This is a genomic window from Shewanella mangrovisoli, from assembly GCF_019457635.1.
In the GTDB taxonomy this organism is placed as follows: domain Bacteria; phylum Pseudomonadota; class Gammaproteobacteria; order Enterobacterales; family Shewanellaceae; genus Shewanella; species Shewanella mangrovisoli.
Map to the genome: position 1 here is coordinate 3,081,518 of NZ_CP080412.1, position 20,786 is coordinate 3,102,303.

A 20,786-nucleotide genomic window follows, 5' to 3' on the forward strand; every position below is an offset into this window, starting at 1 on the left:
TGTTATTTTGCTTGTTGAATGGGCCATGGGTTGAGCACTTAGCTCACCCAAATTAATGCCGCTTTACTTATTGTTTTAATTGATATATCGATAACTTACGCAAACTGAGCCTGCTCGACTTGATACTGCAATTCCCCAGCAATCCAAACCGCTAAGACTCTCTGCTCATCATCGAGCCAGACCCAATCCGCCTGTTTACCTTCGGCAATGTCCCCCAATTGCGGCCGCTGAATAAAGTCGGCGGGCGTGCGTGTCGCCATCTGTACTGCGTTGCTAAGGCCAAGATTGAGTTCGGTAGCGGCATAACGCACCGCGCTTGCCATATCCAGCACAGAGCCCGCTAAGGAGCCATGTTGATCCCTCAGCGTCATTCCTTCACGAACCACTTTGCCATCGAAGAAATGAAACTCCGTTTGCTCACTCCCTAAGGGCGACATGGCATCGGTGACTAACATCAGGTGCTCAGTACCCTTTGCTCGCCACGCCGCCAATGCCGAGATGGGATGCACATGTTGACCATCGAGAATAATCCCGCAGTAGGTGTTTTCACTGGCCAATGCCGCGCCCACCATGCCCGGTTCACGGGACGTCAATGCCGACATGCCGTTGTAGAGGTGGGTAAAACCCGATGCGCCGGCCTCAATGGCCTTAAGCACTGTCTCACCATCGGCATTCGAATGCCCAAGACTGACAATGGCGCCGGAGGCCACGAGGCGTTTGATTTGTTCTGGAGTGACAGATTCTGGCGCTAGGGTGATAAGCCTGACACCGAGATCTTGCCTTAAGTACAGCTGCCACTCGTGCTCAGTGATGCCGCGTAAATGGGCGGGAGGGTGACAACCGCGTTTTGCGACTGACAAATGCGGGCCTTCAAAGTGGATACCGATAATCCCTGGAACTTGGCAATCTATCGCCTCGGCCACCGCATCTGCCGCCGTCTGCATCACCTTAATATCGTCGGTGATCACCGTCGGTAGCATGGCCGAGGTCCCAAACTGGCGATGGGCCTGCATCATCAACCTTAAGGTTTCCAGTGTTGGAGCATGATTGAACATCAGGCCCCCACCGCCATTGACTTGCGTATCGATAAATCCCGCCACCAGCGTGCCAGAGGTCAATCGGTAGTGTGGTTTATCCGACGTACACTCTGCCGATATTGTGGATTTAAGGCCGCAAATAATGCCATCCGACACCTCAATTGCGCAGTGCTCAGCAAGCTTGCCTTGAGTTAGCACCTTAGCGCCGTCGGCTATCAGCATAAAATCCGTATTAGGCTTCATAGCTTATCCCCGCATCGAGCCCGTGGCCGAGCAAGGCTGCGCCGCGCACGCCACTGGCCGAACCAAAGTCGGCCAATTTAAATTGCGGCAACGTCACGCCATCAAAAAGATGCGCCTTGGTTGCTTGGGGTAAGGCGGCGAGAATTTCCTCCACCTCGGATAACCCGCCGCCCAACACGATAATATCCGGGTCCATCGCCAGCACTAATGAAGCCATTAAGCTGCCGAGAATATCCATATAAGTTTCAAAGGTTTTGATGGCGAGCGGGTCGTTACACCGAAGTGCATTCAGCCAAGCAAAGGTATCGGCCGTTTGCCCCGCGATATCTTGGTAGAGTCTGCCAAGTCCAGTGCCTGACACATAGGTTTCGGCGCAGCCCTCAAGCCCGCAGCCACAGACATAGAGCGGCAGTTGATGTCGACGGGCAACATTGGCGCTCACGCCTTGATGACCAAACTCTCCGGCGAGTCGGTTTGCACCAAGATACAACTTGCCATCGATACATAACCCCCCGCCAGTGCCCGTGCCGAGAATCATCCCCAGTACGCGGGAGTAGCCCCTGCCTACCCCGAGTACCGCTTCGGAGAGGGCAAAACAGCGGCAATCGTTACCGATTGCCACGGTTCGATTGAGCAACTGAGCAAGATCATGGGCAACACGGCGTTGATTAAGGCAAGGCACATTACTCGAAATCACAGTCCCATCGGCTTTCACCACCCCGGGGAGCGCAATCCCAATGGTACCGCGCTCACCACATTGCTGATCCGCCTTTTCGATTTGCTCGGCCAGCGTTGCCATAAAGGTACTGTAGTCCTGCCTAGGAGTACTTAAACGCCACTTATCCTGTAGCGCTAATTGAGTATCAAAAATCGCTAACTCAATCTTTGTTCCACCTATATCTAAACCGTAATACATGCCCTTGCCCTTATTTATATTTATTTTACAAAGGGATATACATTGACACCCTGCACAACTCGATTAACTTGCCCCGTAGGACAAGGATTATCTGGCGATACTTTTAGTTGAATCGCTTTATAGATGGCTAGGATTTGACACCACAAAATAAAGGGTAATCCCAACCAGACTTCGTTAAGCCCACTGCTGCCAGTTAACAATTCTTCGGAAAGCGTCAATACAGATAATGCTTGATTATCTCGCTTAAGCTCTTGAATTAAATCGTTATCATATTGACGAGTATAGGGATCCGACGACACCATCACTAGCACTTGCGTATGACTATCGACTAAAGATTTTGGCCCATGGCGAAACCCGAGCGGGCTCTCAAAGGCACTCACCACTTGCCCAGCGGTGAGTTCAAGGTACTTAAGCGCCGCCTCTTGGGCGATGGCCTTAAGTGGCCCGCCCCCGAGGAACACCACCCGCTTGCTGGGCTGCTCCGATTGCAGACGGATGTCAGCTAACCGCTCAGTTAAAATGTGCTCGGCCATCTCGATGCATTGCATCAATGCCTGAGAATTTGGCGCAAAAATCAGTAATGTCGCCAAGTACATACAGGTAAAGCTGCTGGTCATGGCAAAACTCACATCGTGGGTTTCATCGGGCAACTTATACAAGTAGCAGTGGGATTTGTCGGCGCAATAGTTGGCGAGCTTTCCCTGACCATTACAGGTGATCGCCAAATGGTAACAATCATCGACCAATTGCTCTGCCAGTTCGACCGCCGCCATACTCTCGGGGCTGTTTCCCGAGCGGCCATAGGAAATCAACAGTGTAGGAATATTGCCCCGCAGATACAGCTCTGGATGACTAACAATATCCGTGGTGCTGATGGCTTCAACTTGTTGGGTTGCCAAAGGTAAATGCTGCTGAATATGGGCCGCGAGCACATCTCCTATATAGGCCGACGTCCCCGCCCCAGTGAGGATAATCCTTAACTGCGGCTTTGCCAGAATCGGCGTCAACCAAGCAGCAATAGTGCGATTATCACTGTGCTGCTCGCTCACTTTGCGCCACATTTTAGGCTGCTGGCTGATTTCCTTCGCCGTCCAAAAGGCGCCATATTGGGTTAATTGCTCTGCACTCAATAACAGGTTGCTATCTTCATGTTCGAATGGAGAAAGAGGACTGGTTAACATCAAAATATCATCCCTTTAAAGGTGATTGCATCACAGGAAGCTGGCAGGCATTGGCGTAATCGGCCAATACTTCGGTAATTTTATGCAGTACGAGTTCACGGGCCGTGGGCTTAAGTTCCCCCGCCAACACCGCCGTATATTGGTTCGGTAAATACTGGCTGATCAGCGGCAGAGGAATGCTCTGAGCTAAGTTACTCAATAGCTGCTCGACCTTACTCTGCAGACTCGGCCAGTAGTAACGCACACGGTCACTAAAGCTAAAGCCAAGTTGCCACTTTAACGCCTCACTGTCGGCATAAAACCCTTGCCAATACTTAGGGTTATCTCGCATTAATTCAAAACAGCTTTGGCGCAAATCCGAGCATTGTTCAGGCTGACACAGCACATTTTCGATATGGGACAGGGCAAACAAAGCTTCCCGCAGTGCGAAAGTAAGCTGTGGGCCCACTTTTAAAATCGCGAAATGCTGCTGCACTAAGGCTTGATACCCCATGCTGAGCTGATAATCGGTCGAATGCGCCTCAAACACTAATCTGGGATAACCGCGAATGAACTCGCTTTGGGCATGGGTTGCCTCGGGTTCAAACAAATGCACTTGGCTGTTATCAAACTCCACCCCTGGCTGAACGACGACCGCAATCACCTTTTGCCACACCTCCTCACCCAGCCCTGCCTCGGCAAAGGCGGCACGGTGGCAATTTAAGGTATGTTCAATGGCACTGACAGGCGTGACCGCAAGTTCTGCCTCCATCTCACTCACGCCGCCGGGCGCGGGCACTTCAGTACCTATCACATAACAGAGTGCTTGCTCGGGCGCACGGTGGGCTTCGGCCACCGCACAGAGCCGCGCAGCACGTGCAGCGATAAGTTCATCCGCTAAGGGAAGCACATCACCGCCGCAGGCCATACTGGTGTCGAGATGGATTTTGGTAAATCCCGCCTTAACATATTCGGCGATAAGGTCTTCGGCCAATTGCATCGCCTCTTCGGCGGCTTGCTGGCACCAAACGACGGGGCCTAAGTGGTCGCCACCAAAGAGTAACTGCGAAGGTTCAAGGCCAAGTTCAACGGCCATTTGAGTGACGAAGTCGATGAAATTCTGTGGTTTCATCCCGGTATAACCGCCAAACTGATTCACTTGGTTGGCAGTCGCCTCGATAAGTAGGGGCGTGCCATTCGCCTTTGCCTGCAAGAGCGCCGCCTGTAACACCAAGGGCTGGGCCGAGCAGACGGCAAAAATGCCCGCCTGCTGACCTGCTTTATTGGCGTCAATGATAGTTTGAATCACTGACATAGCGCTTACCCCACAATGCCGAGGGGTTTCGCGGTTTGCCACACGCCACGGGTAAAGTCTGGGAAGTCCTTGGAGTTACCACGGTCACCGACTGAGGCCACCGACAAGGGGAATACCGCCGACCATGCCGCGCCGTCGTACACATCCTGATCCAGTGCCTCGCCATTACGCAGGCAGTAAATCATCCGCCAGCACATCAAGAAGTCCATGCCACCGTGGCCGCCATTTTCCTCCGCCTCTTTGCCCATACGAGTCCACAGAGGGTGATCATATTTGGCGTACCATGAGTCCATGTTTTCATCCCACTCGTGATAACTGCCAGAGCCACCGTTTTCCAGCGCGATACGATTAGGGAAGCCCGCAAACACGCCGTTTGTCCCTTGGATCAGGTTGTGGCGGCTGTAAGGACGAGGCGTGGTCGTATCATGCTGCACCATGATGCTGCGACCTTTTACCGTCTTAATCAGACTGGTGTTCATGTCGCCACCAATGTACTTGAGTTGGTTACGTTGATGATCCGCAGGGAACTCACGTTTCGCGTACGCAGCTCGACCTAATGAAGGAGAACTCACAGAGGTTAAATAGTCTAAACGGTCGCCGCGGTTGATATTCATATACTGGGCGACGGGACCTAAACCATGGGTTGGATAGAGGTTACCATTGTATTTTGCATGGTAAGCCGTGCGCCAAGAGCCTGTTTTACGGTCGATTTCCTTCATCTGCCAGCGCAGTTCGTGAATATAGGCCGCTTCACCGTGGAGCAGTTCACCAAACAGCCCTTGGCGTACCATGTTGAGCACCATCAGCTCATCACGGCCGTAACAGACGTTTTCCATCATCATGCAGTTACGTTGGGTCAGCTCGGCGGTATCCACTAGATCCCACAGCTCTTCAATCGTGCCCGCCATCGGGACTTCGACGAAGGCATGCTTGCCCGCTAACATGGCTTCTTTCGCCATGGGGTGATGCCAGGCCCATGGTGTGGCAATCACGACGATATCCACATCATCACGGTTTAACAGATCGCGGTACGCATGGTCGCCCTTGCTAAAATAAGCAGGTTTGTCACGTCCATATTCGTTAATGGCTTTTTCAGCGCGGGCCAGCACTAAGGTATCGGTATCACAGATGGCGGTAATGCGGGCACCTTCGATACGGCTGAAATGATGCACAAACCCGATACCGCGCTCACCCACCCCGATTAACCCCACTCGAACCTCATCCATTTTGGGCACGACCAGCCCCATCACAGATTTACCCGCAGCCTTAGGTGTTGTGCCTGTAGCACGTTCACTGCTAGCACAGGCCGCCAAGGCCGTTGCCGCAGCGGTTACCATAGAAGCCTTTAAAAACGAACGACGATCAAAACCCGACATAGTAATTCCCCGTTATAAATTAGCTTTCTCAATGAGGTGTAATTGCACACCTTGTTTAGTTAATTCATCAACATAGCGCTCTGGGATCCCGGTATCTGTCACTAGGCGCGTAATACGGCGACTGCTGCAAATAACGTGGAATGCTTGTTGATCAAACTTTGATGAGTCAGTCACAACGATAATTTCACTCGCTATCTCACACATCATTCGGTTGAGGCTGGCCTCTTTTTCAAAGTGAGTGGTTAATCCCACCCGCAAATCGAAACCATCTACCCCTAAAATCAACTTGTTAAAGTTGTAATCCCGCAGGCTGTTCTCGGCGATGTTGCCGTAGAACGACAACGATTTTTTACGTAACAGGCCGCCAGTTAACATCACCTCGACTTCATCGGCCTTAGCCAATTCAGTGGCGATATTCAGGCCATTGGTCATCACGATCAGATCCTTATGCTCCATCAGGTTCGCCGCCACCTGTTGGGTGGTCGTCCCAGAGTCGAGCAATAAGCGATCGCCGTTTTGCACCAAGGCCGCCGCAGCCTTACCTAACTCTTGCTTTAAGGCCGAATGGCAACTGCCCTTCTCCTTGAGTGATAACTCCCGAATCAGCTCACTGTTGACCATAGCGCCGCCGCGGGAGCGCACCAGTAACTGCTTCTGATCCAACATGGCTAAATCGCTACGGATCGTGACTTCAGATACCCCAAAGTGTTCTGCGAGTTCGGCAACAGAGACCTTTCCCTGTAACTGTGTCATTCGCACAATTTCCTGCTGCCTTTCTATCGTGTTCAAAGTACTCACAAGCTTCTCCATTCTTTCGATTAACTATCGATTGAAAGGTAACACGCCAAGAACAACTTTCAAACACTTTCGAAATCACTTTTCACTATCTAAAAAACAAATAACTAAATTAACAATAACTTACGCATCTTTAGCTCAAGTTTTTGCCATAAGTTGATTTTCATCATGCATGAATGTGAAACTTTTTGAAAGTGTTTTTACATTTTTTTATTGATCGATTACAGAATTTAACGCTATAAATAAGACTTCGAAAGGTTTGTGCAGTTTCTTTCGCTTTCGAAATTGTATTAAAAGACACGGCAACGACCGTGCATCACACTCATGCGGGGATACTATGAAACTCTTAACCACCAAGCCTGCCGCGATTGCCCTAGCTATCGCAGCGGCTCTGACAGCAACTCACAGCGCTGCCAATGAAATACCAGCAGAGCAACAAACCGAAACGAAAGAGCAAGTTAAAGCGAAGGATACTGCGCAAGCCCAGGATGACGAGGTCGAACGCATTCAGGTAACAGGGATCAGAAACAGTATTAAGGAAGGGATGTTCCTAAAGCAGAATGCCGTGAGCGTGGTCGACCTTGTGGTCGCCGATGACATTGGTAAATTTCCAGATGAAAACTTGGCCGAGGCGCTACAGCGCATTCCCGGAGTGACCATTACCCGTAACGGCGGCGAAGGACAAAATATTCTGGTTCGTGGCCTTGGCGATGGTTATAACGTCACCACCCTCAATGGCCGTAAATTGGCCTCAGAAAATGCGGGACGAGACTTTAACTTCGACACCATCGCCTCGGAGCTGGTGAATGTGCTGGCAGTGTATAAGTCACCCGAAGCCAGACTGACCGAAGGCGGCATTGGCGCTATCGTCGATATCCAAACCCGTAAACCGCTGGATTTAGAAGGCCGTACCATTCAAGCCTCCGCAAAGGGTATTTACGAATCCCGTACCGAGGACATTCATCCCCACGCCTCACTGATCATCGGTGATAAGACGGATGACGATAGTTTTGGCGCGCTGGTCTCGGCGGTATATTCCCGTAAAACCCTGCGGGCAGATACCTATTCGGCTGAAGGTTTCTTCGATGAAGATGAAGGCTGGGGTGTCGACAGTGCCGGGGTGCCAGTCGATACCAACAATAATGGCGTGATCGATCCAGGTGAGATTTATGCCTCTAAGATCCCAAGCTATATGTATTTTGCAAACGCCCAAGACGTGCGTGAACGCGTAGGCGGCACGCTCGCCCTGCAATGGCGCCCACTGGATAATCTCGACATCAACTTCGACGGTCTCTATTCGCGCTACAATACCGATGGCCATAAATACCAAATCGGCTTCGTGAACTACGACGAAGAATGGACGCCGGGCACTCCGCTATTTACCGACGCCATATTTGACGATCAGGGCCGTGTGGTGAGCATGAACCAAACGGGCGATAACACTATGGTTGAATTGCTCAACCTCAGTACCCCAAGAAAAACCGATACCTACCAAATGGGTCTTAAGGCCGACTGGTATGTCATGCCCAATTGGTCAATTACCGCCGATGTTGCCTACTCCGCCGCGCAAAATGCCAATAATGGCGATAACCGCTTCGTGGTTGCCCGTGGCTTTGTCGATGGCATCGATATCGATTACACCCGTGGCAATATGTTGCCCGATGTAGTGATAAGCCCAGGTCTGAGCGCCGATCAAAAATACGGCGCCCACTACAGCCGTAACAGTGGCGTCGATGTGGACGATAAAATTACCGACATTAAACTTACCAGCCAATACATCCCCGATGAAGGCATCATCAGCAAGGTCGATTTTGGCGTCAATTATGTCAAGCAAGTGAAAAAGCAGACCGAATTTGCTTCCGCTAACTCCAGTCAATTCAGCCGTGGTGGCTATTACCTGACCCGCGACGGTTATACCTTCGACAACAGCACTGTCTTTACCCAGGGCGAATTTGAACTGTTCCAAATTCCTTCGAGTGTATTTGTGCCCGCCAACTTCGATAACTTCCTCGATGGTGAAAACAGCATCTCCCCAGAGCCTTGGCCAAGCTTCGACTACGACAAACTGCTTGAGTACTACCGCAGCATTAACCAAGAAGCGGCGGATAAGAGCATTGTCGCTAGCCTCAATAAGGCGGGGAGTTATGAAGTTACCGAGGCAGTGACCTCCGCCTATGTGCAGGTGAATATCGAAGAGGAAATTTTCGATCTGCCTTATATGTTGAACTTGGGCCTCAGAGCTAGCCAGACCAAAGTCAGCTCCGACGGTTATGCTTATGATTTAGCGAAGGTTGAATTAGACAGTGCCGGCCAACCCACCAACAACGATTGGAAAAACGTCGTCCAAGCCAGTTACGACGATAGCTATACCAATGTGTTGCCGAGCATGAACTTTAAGCTCAATCTGCAGGATGACTTGCTGCTACGCGTCTCCGCCGCCGAAGTGTTAAGCCGTCCGTCACTGTATGCGCTGCGAGTCTGGGCTGCACCGAGTTTCACGACCCGTGAGAATGGTTTACCTACGCTGACACGCGGTAATCCAAGTGTCGCCCCCGAAAAGGCGCGCCAAGGGGATATCTCCCTCGAATGGTATTTTCACGAGAGTAGCTCTCTGAGCGGTGCCATCTTTATCAAAGACATTGAATCCTTTATCACCGACAACAAAGGGCCTCAAATGGTTGAAGGAACTGAATATTATGTCACTCAACCCGTATCGGGTAAGTACGGCGCCAAAGTGCAAGGGGTGGAAGCCGCATGGCAGCAATCCCTCGACGAATACCTGCCAGAGCCCTTTAATGGTTTAGGTTTCCAACTAAACTACACCTATGTGGACAGCAGCTACGATGATCCCGAAATCGATGCGAAAGGCTTACCCTTTAAGGGCATGTCGAAAAACTCTTACAACGCCGTCCTTTACTATGAGCAATACGGTCTGCAGGCTAGGGTTGCCTATAACTGGCGCAGTAAGTTTTTGGTCGATCCCGAAGCTTGGGGTGGTCCAGCTTGGATCCAAGACTACGGCCAGCTCGATGCTAGCGCGAGTTATGATATTTTCGAAAATGTGTCGATTTTCGCCGAGGCTTCTAACCTGACCAATAACCGCTATTCAGGTTATGTGAAGTATGAGGACCAAGTGAATTACCTTGAGCGTTTTGGCACCCAAATCGCCCTCGGGATCCGCGGCAGTTTCTAAAAAAGTCCATAAAGTTAATCACCATAAAGCCACTCATTGAGTGGCTTTATTTTTCGGCTTCACGCTCGCGCATCTGGGCGTCCATCAGACAAATATAATCCTCTAATTCCTGCCCGGGCGTTGGTTCAAAATGGCGGTTAAGCCTTAATAAGCCAGTGATACGATCGACCCGAAAGTTACGAAAATCTTGGCGTAACTCACACCAGGTAAGCAAGGTCCAAGTGCCACGCCAAAAATAGATGGCGAGCGGCCGCACTTCGCGCTCGGTCAGAGCCTTATTCACATCTTGATAGAAGAGTTTGACGTATTCACGGCGCTGGGCCGCATTACGCAGCGGATCGAGAAACTGAAATTCGTTGGAATCTAAATAAAAATCCGGCGAAAACATCAAAGATTGATAGGCTTGCAAACGCTTAGGTAGCACGGCTTCCACTTTTATCATCGCCTGACGCGCCGCACTGCCAAGCTCTTTGCCGCCCCATGTTTGCACCATACGCATGCCGACTTGAATCGCTTCTAATTCGGCCTCGTTAAACATCAGTGGCGGCACATTCACTTCGTGGCGCAATAGATAGCCCACGCCCGCCTCCCCTTCAATGGGAATGCCGCTCAAACACAAATCCTGCACATCGCGGTACACTGTGCGGGTCGAGACTTCTAAACGATCCGCCAACTCTTGGGCGGTCGTCAGTCGTCGATGTTTAAGAATTTGCACTATTTGAAATAGGCGATCGGCACGGCGCATGGACAGTAATCACACCTCAAATTGGCTTGCTGCGAAAGTTAAGGGATCTTACCCGCTAAAGTGGGCTAGCCCAAGCGATAGTGTATTGGCACAGTGTTATGAATTCGGTCTACACGATCCCGATATAAATCTCGACCTTATCGGCACTTCGATACACTTCAAAGTCCGTTTGATAATCACGCTGATGCGGACAATCAGGCGCACTAAAGTAGCGCCAAATCTGTCCCCAAAGGTCAACCACACAGTGAGGCATTTCCCCTTGTGCACTGAACTTAAGGTAGTTTCCTTCCCGCAGCTGCAACGCCGTAAAAGGGCCGGTCTCGCTGACAGACTCAACGCTTTTACCCACTAAAACCGAATAGTCTCCCGTCATATCGGATTCATAGTCGTAGTAGACCCCATACATGGGAGAGTCGAGCATCGCCGTGAGTTGTGATGATTCAAAGAATGTCTGCCAAAGCGCTGCAATCTTGCCGCCCTCAGCCGCCATTTCGGCGCTATTATTGGTGCGCGTACTCAGCCCAAGCATAGGTTGAGCCGCCATAAAAACCTGTTCCATTATCCTTTCACCTTCATCACTGAAATTTGCTGTTGCTTGTTTTAGGTCCATCGCAAAACGTTATTGCTCGTCGCTATTATCCGCAGAACTGACTGTATCCACTTGAATTAAGGAACGACGTAAAAATCAGAACCAAGAGCCGTGCCAAGGCACGACTCTGTAGGGTTTACATTACTGGTTTTGCGACCAGAGGCCGACCTTATTGCCTTCGCTATCCACGAACAGGGCGATATAGCCACAACCGCCGTCCTTGATAGGCGTCACAGGCAATAGCATAGTCACATTGGCGGCCACGAGTTTATCCACTAAAGGTTGCAATTGCGCGCTGAAATGCAGGTATACAGTGCTACCGTCCATCGACGGTTTGCTCATGCTGCATTTAACCAAACCAATGCTGGCGGCGCCTTCTTCCTCTGTTACGAGCGTCGCGTATTGCATGTCTTCCATATCATCACGCTTAAATTCAACCCCGAAATGTTGTTGATAAAAAGCGATGGCACGATCCATATCACTGACAGGAATTTCACCCCAGACTAACGGTGCAATTGATAACATTTTCACTTTCTCCTTGTTGAAAAATGCCGATGATTCATCATGTTATAAATGTGGACCACCAGCGGACGACAACAAGAATAAAACAAGGCTACTGACAACATCATGTCAGTAGCCTTTGAGTGAAGCTGATTTTATTGAGTGCGCTCAAGGCGCTTATTTAGGCAAACTCGCCTGATGGGCTGAAATAAACGCCTCCATCGCCAGAGTTGCCCGTGCTTGGGCGCTGGCTAAGGTGTCTTGCGCCGTCATAGCTTCGACCACCTCGTAATAGCACTTGATTTTAGGCTCAGTGCCAGACGGCCGTACTATCACCCGCGCGCCATTGGCTAAGCGATAGGTTAATACATCACTGGAGGGCAGATTGATTTTCTCGACCCTGCCATCGACAAAGCGACGCTCTAACGCCTTGAGATCATCGGTCGACACTACGGCATGTTCACCAATTGCCAACGACGGATGTTCACGCAGATAGGCGCCGATATTAGGCGTATCGGGTTTTAAGGCAATACTGACTTGGGCATTGAGATGGAAACCCTGCTCGCGGTAAATCTGCTCGAGTCTATCCCAAATGGTTTGCCCTTTAGCGGCAAGCTCGGCAGTTAATTGGGCAAAGGCGACAAGAGCCGACAAGCCGTCCTTATCCCACACCATGTTACCGACCGTGTAACCCAGAGCCTCTTCGTAGGCAAACAGGAATTGGTTATCAGGCTGACTCTGCGCAATCCCCACATTCATCAGCCATTTAAAACCGGTGAGTGTGGTATAACTTTCAACGCCAAAGCCTTTGGCGATTTTAGATAACAAACTGGAGGACACAATGGTGGTGCCCACCAGACGTTGCTCCTTACTCGCATGGCTTAACAGATAATGGCCAAAGAGCACGCCCACTTGGTCACCCGTTAGCATTTGATACTCGCCATCATCCTTACGTACTGCAACCGCAAATCTGTCTGCATCGGGGTCATTGGCACAGGCGAGCATGGCGCCATGCTTTTTCGCTTCGGCGATGACTAAGTCCATCGCGCCCTTTTCTTCCGGATTAGGGAAGTTAACCGTTGGGAAATCCCCATCGGGATCGCGCTGCGCCGCCACCGAATACACTTGGGTAAAACCCGCATCCTTGAGCACAGTTTCCGCCATTTCAGCGCCCACACCGTGCATGGCAGTATAGGCAAGGCTGACTTTTTCGGGCGCAGTGTTATTTTGCAGCACATTGGCGTGCATCACGCCGCGGCGATAGGTTTCGTAATAATCGTCCTGCAACCAAATAAGCTTGCCCTGTTTGGTCGCCTCAACCTGATCCATAAACGGAATAGCTTGGGTTGCCGCCAGCTCAATCTTAGCGGCGATACCAGAGTCATGGGGCGGGATAATCTGCGCGCAGTTTTCCCAATACACTTTGTAGCCATTGTATTGTGGCGGGTTATGGCTGGCGGTCACCACAATGCCCGCAGCGGCATTAAAATGCTTAACCCCAAAGGCCACCAGCGGCGTTGGCGCCACTTTGGCGGTGAGGCGAACCTTAATGCCCATCGCGGTAAGCACACTGGCGGTATCATGGGCGAAAGTGCGTGAATCGTGGCGGCCATCGTAACCAATCACAACTCCGCGCTCGGCGGCATCTTTAATTTGTTCGAGTAAATAGGCACCAAGCCCAGCAGATGTTTGACGGATCACTAGGCGATTCATGCCCATAGGACCAGCGCCCACCACACCGCGTAATCCGGCGGTACCAAATTCTAAACGTCCCGCAAAACGAGCCTCGAGTTCGGCGTCATTTCCGGCGTCGATTAAGGCTTGCAGTTGTGCCTGAGTGCGGGGATCGGGGTCATTTTCGAGCCAATGCTTAACCTGTAATTGCAAATGGGTATTCATAGGGGGCCTCAGTGAAAATCATTTTCAATCACCTTAGGAAAATCCATGCCGAAGAACAAGCGAATTTGCACTTTTCACAACGGATTTAAGTGTAAAGAGGGAGAGTGTAACGAACTTAGGAGAAGTAAAGTCATGCAAAGACGCGATTTATTAACCCTGTTAATCCTTATGTAACAGGGACTATTGTGCTTGCGCAGCCGCGCGCTGTGGTGCTGCAAAAGCACTCACCACTTCAGGTAAAATTGCACGGATAAATGCCACGAATTGCCGTCTTAACGCAGTAAATTAATCGACACTACGTTAGAAAACAGCTCCTTTTCAGAGTCCTGCTCCAATTGATTGCGCCAAGGTTTATCGAAAACCCGCACAAGATAGTAAGTATCGCGCCCAGTGTCTGTCACAAAGGCGATGCCGAAACGCATCAACTCGTAGTGAATATCATGGACAAACACCAATGAAAAATTTTGGCGCCCGGTCAGCTGATTGATATCTTCTCGAGTTAAACTCACGCCCTTTTCAACACCCTCGAAGCGTTTCTTTAGCCAATGAGCAAATTCCTTCGCACTCACCATAGACATGATCTTTCTCCTCGTACGCTCCTCGGCATTAACGGCCTGGCTCGCTGTCATTTGTTCGATTATTTGTAATGATGGCGTGGCGTACGTAATGCTCAACATCTTAGAATGAGCCAAACCGTGTCCCTATTCCGCTAGATAATGAGCTAAGCCACAAATTTGATGGTGCTAATAATTTATTGTTATTAGTACAAAATTGATGAAAACAGACTCTATATATCTGGCTCAGTGCGCTGTTATGCGAACGATTACTCAGGTAGAAAGGAAGCCCGAACCAAACGTCTGTCTATACGAAAAATAGAACAGTTTGCGCACTTTTACCAAACCGAAAACCGCAAATAGAAATTATTTCATCGGCCGATAACTAGGGCAATTCACAACCCATCTTTGGGATAACCAAATAAAAACTGGCGCACTATGGCGCCAGTTTTAGATAGAAAAACATTATTTTACTTCTGCTCGCGCGTCTTCCACAGGGAGAATAATACCCCCGCCAGCAAGAGGCCGAAGGTGACGCCAAGGGATAAGGCCGTTGGGATTTTAAAGTCCACAATGCCTTCATGATTAAAGTATACCAGTCCGACTTTTACGCCGATAAATACCAACACCACCGACAGCGCATACTTGAGGTACTCGAAACGATGCACCATGGCCGCGAGGGCGAAATACAATGCCCGCAGACCTAAAATCGCAAAAATATTAGAGGTATAGACGATAAAGGGATCTTGGGTAATCGCAAAAATCGCCGGGATACTGTCCACCGCAAACACTAGATCCGCGGTTTCGACTAAGATCAACGCCAAGAACAGAGGCGTTGCCCACCAGCCTTTGCTGAGTTGATGCTCCTCTCCCCTTACCCAAAACTTCTCTTGATGAAGGCTTGGCGTAAAACGCATTTTAGAGCGTAACCATTTGTAAAACTTATTATCTTGGATATCACCATGCTCATCATCGGAAAAGAGCATCTTAATCCCCGTGAAAATCAAGAACAGGCCGAATAACACCAACACGCCTTGGTATTGCGCTACCAACGCCGCGCCTAAACCAATCATAATCGCACGTAGCACGATAACGCCCATGATCCCCCAGAATAACACTCGGTGTTGATACAAACGGGGAATGCCTAAGCTACTGAAAATAAGCGCGATAACGAAGACGTTATCCATAGATAAGGACTTTTCGATAAGGTAACCCGTGAGGTATTCCATCCCCGCGGTCGAGCCCTTGTACCACCATAACCAAGCGCCGAACAACAGACCCATACAGATATAAAAGGCCGATAATTTAAGGCTCTCTGCCACGGTTATTTCGTGCTGCTCTTTGTGTAACACGCCTAAGTCGAAGGCTAACAATGCCAACACAAATCCAAAAAACATTAACCAAACCCATATCGGGTAACCCACAAATAGCGTGGTTAAAAACTCCATAACACTCCCTAAAACCTAAAAAATACCGAGTTTTCTCGGCTTCATCGCCACATTCGATCTTAGTACTTGGCGATACCAAAAACAGTGAAACAGGGTAAAAACCTTAAAATGTCAGATTAAAATTTGTTTAAATCCATACTCATCAGCCAAAACAACTCGTCATACCAACTCTTACCATCAGAGCATTTATCATACTCTGCAGATTTAAGCCTAGCCCTAGCCCTCACGGGATCACGGAGTAAAATAATCACGTGAGCTCATCACTCATCACGCCTTAGCCTGCACCAATCGACAGTATTTTTCGCTAAGACGATAAAAAGCGAGCTGTTTCAGCGCACTGTGTAACACTTGAGCATTAAGCGAAAATGAAAAAGTTAGCGGGCAAGCATGGCCGTTTGAAATAGCGTAAATGGCAAGCGAGACCACTCACCACAAAGGATAAAAAGGAGATTCGATGGGAAGTGAAAAACTACTCACGACCGAGCAGACGGCGCGCGACTAATACCACAAGATGCAGTAACAACAGGCCACTGAAGGCTAAGCAGAAAAACAGTAAGGCGATGGAGTTGACCTCTCGAGGAGCATCACTGTAGAGATACCACCACAAAGGCCAACCGATAAGCGACAGCAGCGTCAACTGCCACATGCAGCGTTTGCAGCGGCCAATCTTTTGCCGAAAAATCGAAGTATTACAATCGTCGCAGGCCATTAACTTTTTAATCCAGTAAGTTACCGTAACGGCATAGGATATCACCCTGTAAACTCAGTGCTAAATAACGCACTAGAGCGATGCTTTAAGTCGCTTCATACCCTCTTCTATCGACACTAAGGCGTGATAGCCAAAGTCCCGTTTTGCCGCGCTGATATCGAAATAATGGCTACAGGAAAGCTGTTTGGCGACAAAGCGCGTCATTATCGGCTCTTCTTGCTTATTCAGCAGTCGATACACCATTTCTAGCACAGCGCCCACCACATAGGCCAGGGTCTGTGGCACTCGCACGGTCACAGGCGGGAGGCCATCACAGGCTAGGATGAGGTTCAGCATCTTGGCCATAGTCACAGGCTCGTCGTTACTGACAAAATAGGCTTTGCCTTGGCACTTAGGCGAGACTTGGCAAAGCTCCACGGCAGCCAGAATATGGGCATAGGCGGCATTATCGATATAAATGGTATCGACCAGTTTATCCTCACGCCCCACCAGCTTGAGCTTACCTAAACGACCGCGGGCGAGCACCCGAGGTACAAGATGCGGATCATTAGGCCCCCAAATCAAATGCGGCCGCAGGGCGACCGTCTTTAACGCATATGCCGACGCGGTTATCGATGCTTGATTGGCATCGAGCATCATCTTCTCGGCAATCGCCTTGGAGTGAGCATAATAATTTAAAAAGCGGCTGGCGTAGGGCGTCGACTCATCGATACCCGATTCATCCTCACCCGCAAAGGTCACGCTAGGAGTGCTGGTATAAACTAGTTTACTGATTTTAAACGCTTTACAAGCGGCAATCACATTAGCGGCGCCCTTCACATTGGGGCAAAAATAACTGTCTCTGTCGCCCCAGACACCCGCTTTTGAGGCCACATGGAACACGATATCGCAGCCCTGCATCGCCTGTTTGACTTGCTCAGGATTGGCTAAATCCCCTTGCACCATAGCAACGCCAAGTGCTTCAAGCTCAGGGTAATGGCCACGGGCAAACCCAGTCACCTTAATCCCAGCCGCGACCAAACGTAGGCAAATGGCCTTACCCAAAAATCCACCCGCGCCGGTCACAAAGGCATGGCTGACCTTAGCCGCCAAGGCATAAAGCGCGGCTTGCTCACGCGGATCAAAGCCTGCTTGAGCGAGGTTATCAGGGCGGACAGTTGGCGTCGCATCGGCTTGGAGAACAGCTGGATTGTCAGTCATATCGCATTCCGTGACAGTGAGTGTCATCTTAGTATTCAATTCAGTGATTAAGTGCAGCAAGGCAGCACTCGCGGCAAAACGTGCCACGAACAAACAGTCGAAAGTTCGACCCTATTTAAGTTAAAAATGAGCTAAATTGAAATCAGCCTTTGGTTTGCGATTGCGCCCAAATGGCTAATTTTTCTCTAAATATTTTGGCATTGTGGCGCACATCCACGGGAAAATCGGGATGAATGAGAAAACGCCGAATCCCCTGAGTTTGGCTATACTGCTCGGCAATCGCCATCAACTCTTGATACAGCTGCGCGCTCTTATTGCAGACCAAGGATTGGTCAAGCTCAATGCAGATGAGAGGTTCAATCTCACTTGCGCCACCTTGGCGCTTCACCTTGATCCCCACTAACGCCGAACGCTTCACATTCGGATGGGTATTAAAAATACGCTCACTCGGAATGGAATAGTAACGTTTAATACACTGCCCACCTTGGGTGGCATCCACTCTATGGGCTTTGCGGCCACACATCCACAACCGGCCGCTGTCGTCCAGATAGCCAAGGTCGCCCATGCGATGCCTGAAGGTTTGCTGCTCGCGGTCCCAGATTTTGGCCGCCGTCGTTGCCGTTTCGCGGCGATAATAGGACTGACTCACCATAGGGCCTGTTACCACTATTTCGCCAATTTCCCCCGTGTTAAGACGCAGGCCATTATCCCACTCAGGAATATCAGCTTCAGTGATGCCGATAATCTCGATACTGACACCATCGATGGCGCGGCCGACACAAATCCCACCGCCATTGTCCGTGGTTTGAGTCGTGGTAAATAGCTCATCGCTGGCGATCATGCTGATAGGTAAGGATTCGGTGGCGCCGTAGGAATTGAGTACAGGCACGCCGTCACTGAGCATTTTGCTAAAACGGGCAATCGAGGCAATGGTCGCGGGCGCCCCTGCGGAAATCACGCGTTTCACACTGCTGAGTTTGTGCTGCTTTTTCGACTCGGTTTGCTCACCGGCGCGGCCTAAACGCTCAAGCAAGGCAGGATTAACAAAGATATTGCTGCATTGATATTTCTCAATGGCGGCAAATAAAAATTCAGGATTGGCCGTAATTGGTTTGCTGGCATCCATCTCAGGTACAATCGATGCCATACCGAGCGCCGGACCAAAGAGGGAGAATAGCGGGAATGTCGCCAAATCACGCTCGCCATGTGCAATGCCATAATCCTGCTTTAGCGCCTGAATTTGCGCCTCAAACATGCCGTGACTATAGACAACGCCCTTTGGCGTCCCCGTGCTGCCACTGGTAAACAGAATCGCCGCCATCTCGTCATGCCTAAGCAGTGCCATTGGGTACTCGCCCTGTTCCGGCAAGTTTGCCGCAGATGACTTAGCTGTAGATGACTTAGCTGTAAACGACTTAGCAGTTGATAAGAGTATCGTCGCTAAACTTGGCGCGCCCGTGAGTACGCGCGATAAAGTGCCTGCCAGTCCGCTTGGATTGCCATCCACATTGATAAGGTGCTTCACGCTGCCCTTGCCCCAGCCTAATAAGCGTCTGGCGATATGGGCTTTAGGGATACCGATAAACGCATCGGGCGCAGCTTCAATAAAACATTGCTTAAGATTTTTAATCCCCATGCCAGGGTCAACCAGTACGGGAATAATCCCCGCCTTGAACAAGGCGAAAGTTAACGCAAAAAAATCCAGACTCGGGGTGACCATCAACACCGCTTTCATCCCCCGCGTCAGCCCGTGGGCATTGAGCGCGAAGGCAATGGCATCGCTTTGTTTATCGAGGCTGATAAAGTCGAGTTCTTGGTAAGTCAGATTGGCAAGGGATTTACCCTTGCCCTGTTGCACCGCAACCGCGAGATGATGGGGAATGTGATGGGCGGCCTGCTTTAAATGTCGACAGATATTGGCATCGCTTGCTTGCTCAACAGCAGGAGTCCCATGGCCGAGCTGCGCATCCTCCACCCTAGCCATTAATGTGCGGCCTGTGGCGCTTGAGTCTCTGCCTCAGGCTCTGTGATCTGTACCGTTTCAACGGGCTGCACTTCTGGCTCAGGCGTTTGCGCCTCAGCCATAAAGTGTTTGATATGGGTAATCACCTCATCGCTCGCATCTTCGAGGATATAGTGACCACAATCGGCAAATTCATGCACTTGTGCATGGGGCATATGTTCGCGCCATTTGGCTAAAAAGTGCTTATCGAACACAAAGTCCTGTAATCCCCAACAAATCAGTGTCGGCACCTTGGCAAACGTTGGCAGACTAGCGGCGATATCCGACACCAGTTGATAGTTTCTGTCACCCGGTTTTAGCGGAATATCTTGCACAAAACGCAGGGTCGAAATGCGATTTGCCCATGAGTTAAACGGCGCGACATAGGCCTCACGGATGTACTTGGACATCGGCTGACGCTTCACCCCAACGTAGGAGGCAATCGATGAAAAGGCATTAAAACCACGCACTAATACGGTGCCGAGCAGCGTATTACGGCAGATCCACAGCGCCAGCGGTAAAGGCTTAGTCTCGGGTAAATGGAAAGCGCCGGTATTTAAAATCACCAGACGTTTAATGCGCTCAGGGTAACGCGCCGCATAGCCCATGCCTATCATGCCGCCCCAGTCGTGGACGACTAAGGTGATGTTTTCTTTTACCTTTAGGCTATCGAGCAGCGCCTCTAAATCATCAATGCGATTCTTAAGGGTGTAATCGTAACCGCTGTCATCCGGCTTATCCGACAGGCCACAACCAATATGGTCGGGCACGATACACTGGTGCGTATCCTTAAGGGCGCTCACGAGATTACGGTAATAAAAACTCCAACTTGGATTACCGTGCACCATGACCACAGGCTCACCTTGGCCTTCATTGATGTAATGCAGCTTGTTGCCATTACGGCTAAGAAAATGACGTTTAAACGGCAACAGAGTGTCTAACATGACGCTTCCTATCTTTTGTTCTAATTGTTTTTGTATTGGTAGCCTGTGCTGGCAAATTCGCCTTCACCTATGCTCATTGCTAATGCTTATAGCTCATGCCCATTGCTAAACCAATAAGCATAAAAATGCCCTAGCAAACCTTGCTCTCAAGCGTCGGCTA

The 20,786-nt window shown here is 50.2% G+C and carries 17 protein-coding genes; 1 reads left to right on the plus strand and 16 read right to left on the minus strand.

From position 1 onward, the window contains the following. Positions 1-95: 95 nt before the first annotated feature. Genes agaAII through agaR form a run of 6 tightly spaced genes read right to left on the minus strand, consistent with a single transcriptional unit; the run spans position 96 to position 6,845 of the window. Entirely contained in the window at positions 96-1,280 is a 1,185-nt protein-coding gene (gene agaAII / locus K0H60_RS13620) for an N-acetylgalactosamine-6-phosphate deacetylase AgaAII (RefSeq protein ID WP_220056062.1), read from the minus strand. Next, positions 1,270-2,196, minus strand: coding sequence for an N-acetylgalactosamine kinase AgaK (agaK, locus tag K0H60_RS13625; protein ID WP_220056063.1), 927 nt, complete (start codon positions 2,194-2,196; stop codon positions 1,270-1,272). The genes agaAII and agaK overlap by 11 nt, the downstream gene beginning before the upstream one ends. A 20-nt stretch (positions 2,197-2,216) precedes the next feature. Further along, positions 2,217-3,377 (minus strand): D-galactosamine-6-phosphate deaminase AgaS, encoded by a 1,161-nt coding sequence (gene agaS / locus K0H60_RS13630; protein WP_220056064.1) that lies wholly within the window; start codon positions 3,375-3,377, stop codon positions 2,217-2,219. A 7-nt stretch (positions 3,378-3,384) separates the two neighbouring features. Beyond that, positions 3,385-4,671 carry a class II D-tagatose-bisphosphate aldolase, non-catalytic subunit gene (locus K0H60_RS13635; protein ID WP_220056065.1) on the minus strand — a complete coding sequence of 429 codons (1,287 nt, stop codon included), beginning with the start codon at positions 4,669-4,671 and terminating at the stop codon, positions 3,385-3,387. Positions 4,672-4,676: 5 nt separating this feature from the next. After that, complete coding sequence (locus tag K0H60_RS13640; protein WP_011717585.1) at positions 4,677-6,047, minus strand: Gfo/Idh/MocA family protein; 1,371 nt, start codon at positions 6,045-6,047, stop codon at positions 4,677-4,679. 12 nt (positions 6,048-6,059) lie between these two features. Next, positions 6,060-6,845, minus strand: coding sequence for a transcriptional repressor AgaR (agaR, locus tag K0H60_RS13645; RefSeq protein WP_011623288.1), 786 nt, complete (start codon positions 6,843-6,845; stop codon positions 6,060-6,062). Between the two features lie 334 nt (positions 6,846-7,179). Between agaR and K0H60_RS13650 the strand changes: the two genes are divergently transcribed. Further along, positions 7,180-10,035: a TonB-dependent receptor gene (locus K0H60_RS13650; protein ID WP_220056066.1), complete on the plus strand. Its 2,856-nt coding sequence runs from the start codon at positions 7,180-7,182 to the stop codon at positions 10,033-10,035. Between the two features lie 46 nt (positions 10,036-10,081). Here the strand turns inward: K0H60_RS13650 and K0H60_RS13655 are convergent, their stop codons facing one another. From K0H60_RS13655 to K0H60_RS13700, 10 genes are all read right to left on the minus strand, one after another. After that, on the minus strand, positions 10,082-10,780 hold the full coding sequence (locus tag K0H60_RS13655; protein ID WP_011623290.1) for a helix-turn-helix transcriptional regulator: 699 nt from the start codon (positions 10,778-10,780) through the stop codon (positions 10,082-10,084). Positions 10,781-10,889: 109 nt separating this feature from the next. Then, complete coding sequence (locus K0H60_RS13660; protein WP_220056067.1) at positions 10,890-11,339, minus strand: GyrI-like domain-containing protein; 450 nt, start codon at positions 11,337-11,339, stop codon at positions 10,890-10,892. Between the two features lie 171 nt (positions 11,340-11,510). Further along, positions 11,511-11,894 carry a VOC family protein gene (locus K0H60_RS13665; RefSeq protein WP_109285291.1) on the minus strand — a complete coding sequence of 128 codons (384 nt, stop codon included), beginning with the start codon at positions 11,892-11,894 and terminating at the stop codon, positions 11,511-11,513. 153 nt (positions 11,895-12,047) lie between these two features. Continuing rightward, positions 12,048-13,769 (minus strand): phospho-sugar mutase, encoded by a 1,722-nt coding sequence (locus tag K0H60_RS13670; protein ID WP_220056068.1) that lies wholly within the window; start codon positions 13,767-13,769, stop codon positions 12,048-12,050. 272 nt (positions 13,770-14,041) lie between these two features. Next, entirely contained in the window at positions 14,042-14,347 is a 306-nt protein-coding gene (locus K0H60_RS13675) for a hypothetical protein (protein WP_055646780.1), read from the minus strand. A gap of 446 nt (positions 14,348-14,793) precedes the next feature. Continuing rightward, positions 14,794-15,771 carry a TerC family protein gene (locus tag K0H60_RS13680; protein WP_011717593.1) on the minus strand — a complete coding sequence of 326 codons (978 nt, stop codon included), beginning with the start codon at positions 15,769-15,771 and terminating at the stop codon, positions 14,794-14,796. 469 nt (positions 15,772-16,240) lie between these two features. Continuing rightward, positions 16,241-16,480, minus strand: coding sequence for a DUF3624 domain-containing protein (locus K0H60_RS13685; protein WP_109285294.1), 240 nt, complete (start codon positions 16,478-16,480; stop codon positions 16,241-16,243). Between the two features lie 72 nt (positions 16,481-16,552). Further along, positions 16,553-17,680, minus strand: a complete 1,128-nt coding sequence (oleD, locus tag K0H60_RS13690) for a 2-alkyl-3-oxoalkanoate reductase (RefSeq protein WP_220056069.1) — start codon at positions 17,678-17,680, stop codon at positions 16,553-16,555. A 142-nt stretch (positions 17,681-17,822) separates the two neighbouring features. Next, positions 17,823-19,664 (minus strand): olefin beta-lactone synthetase, encoded by a 1,842-nt coding sequence (gene oleC / locus K0H60_RS13695; protein WP_220056070.1) that lies wholly within the window; start codon positions 19,662-19,664, stop codon positions 17,823-17,825. Then, positions 19,664-20,626, minus strand: a complete 963-nt coding sequence (locus K0H60_RS13700) for an alpha/beta fold hydrolase (protein WP_220056071.1) — start codon at positions 20,624-20,626, stop codon at positions 19,664-19,666. Before K0H60_RS13700 ends, oleC begins: the two co-directional genes overlap by 1 nt. Between the last annotated feature and the right edge of the window lie 160 nt (positions 20,627-20,786).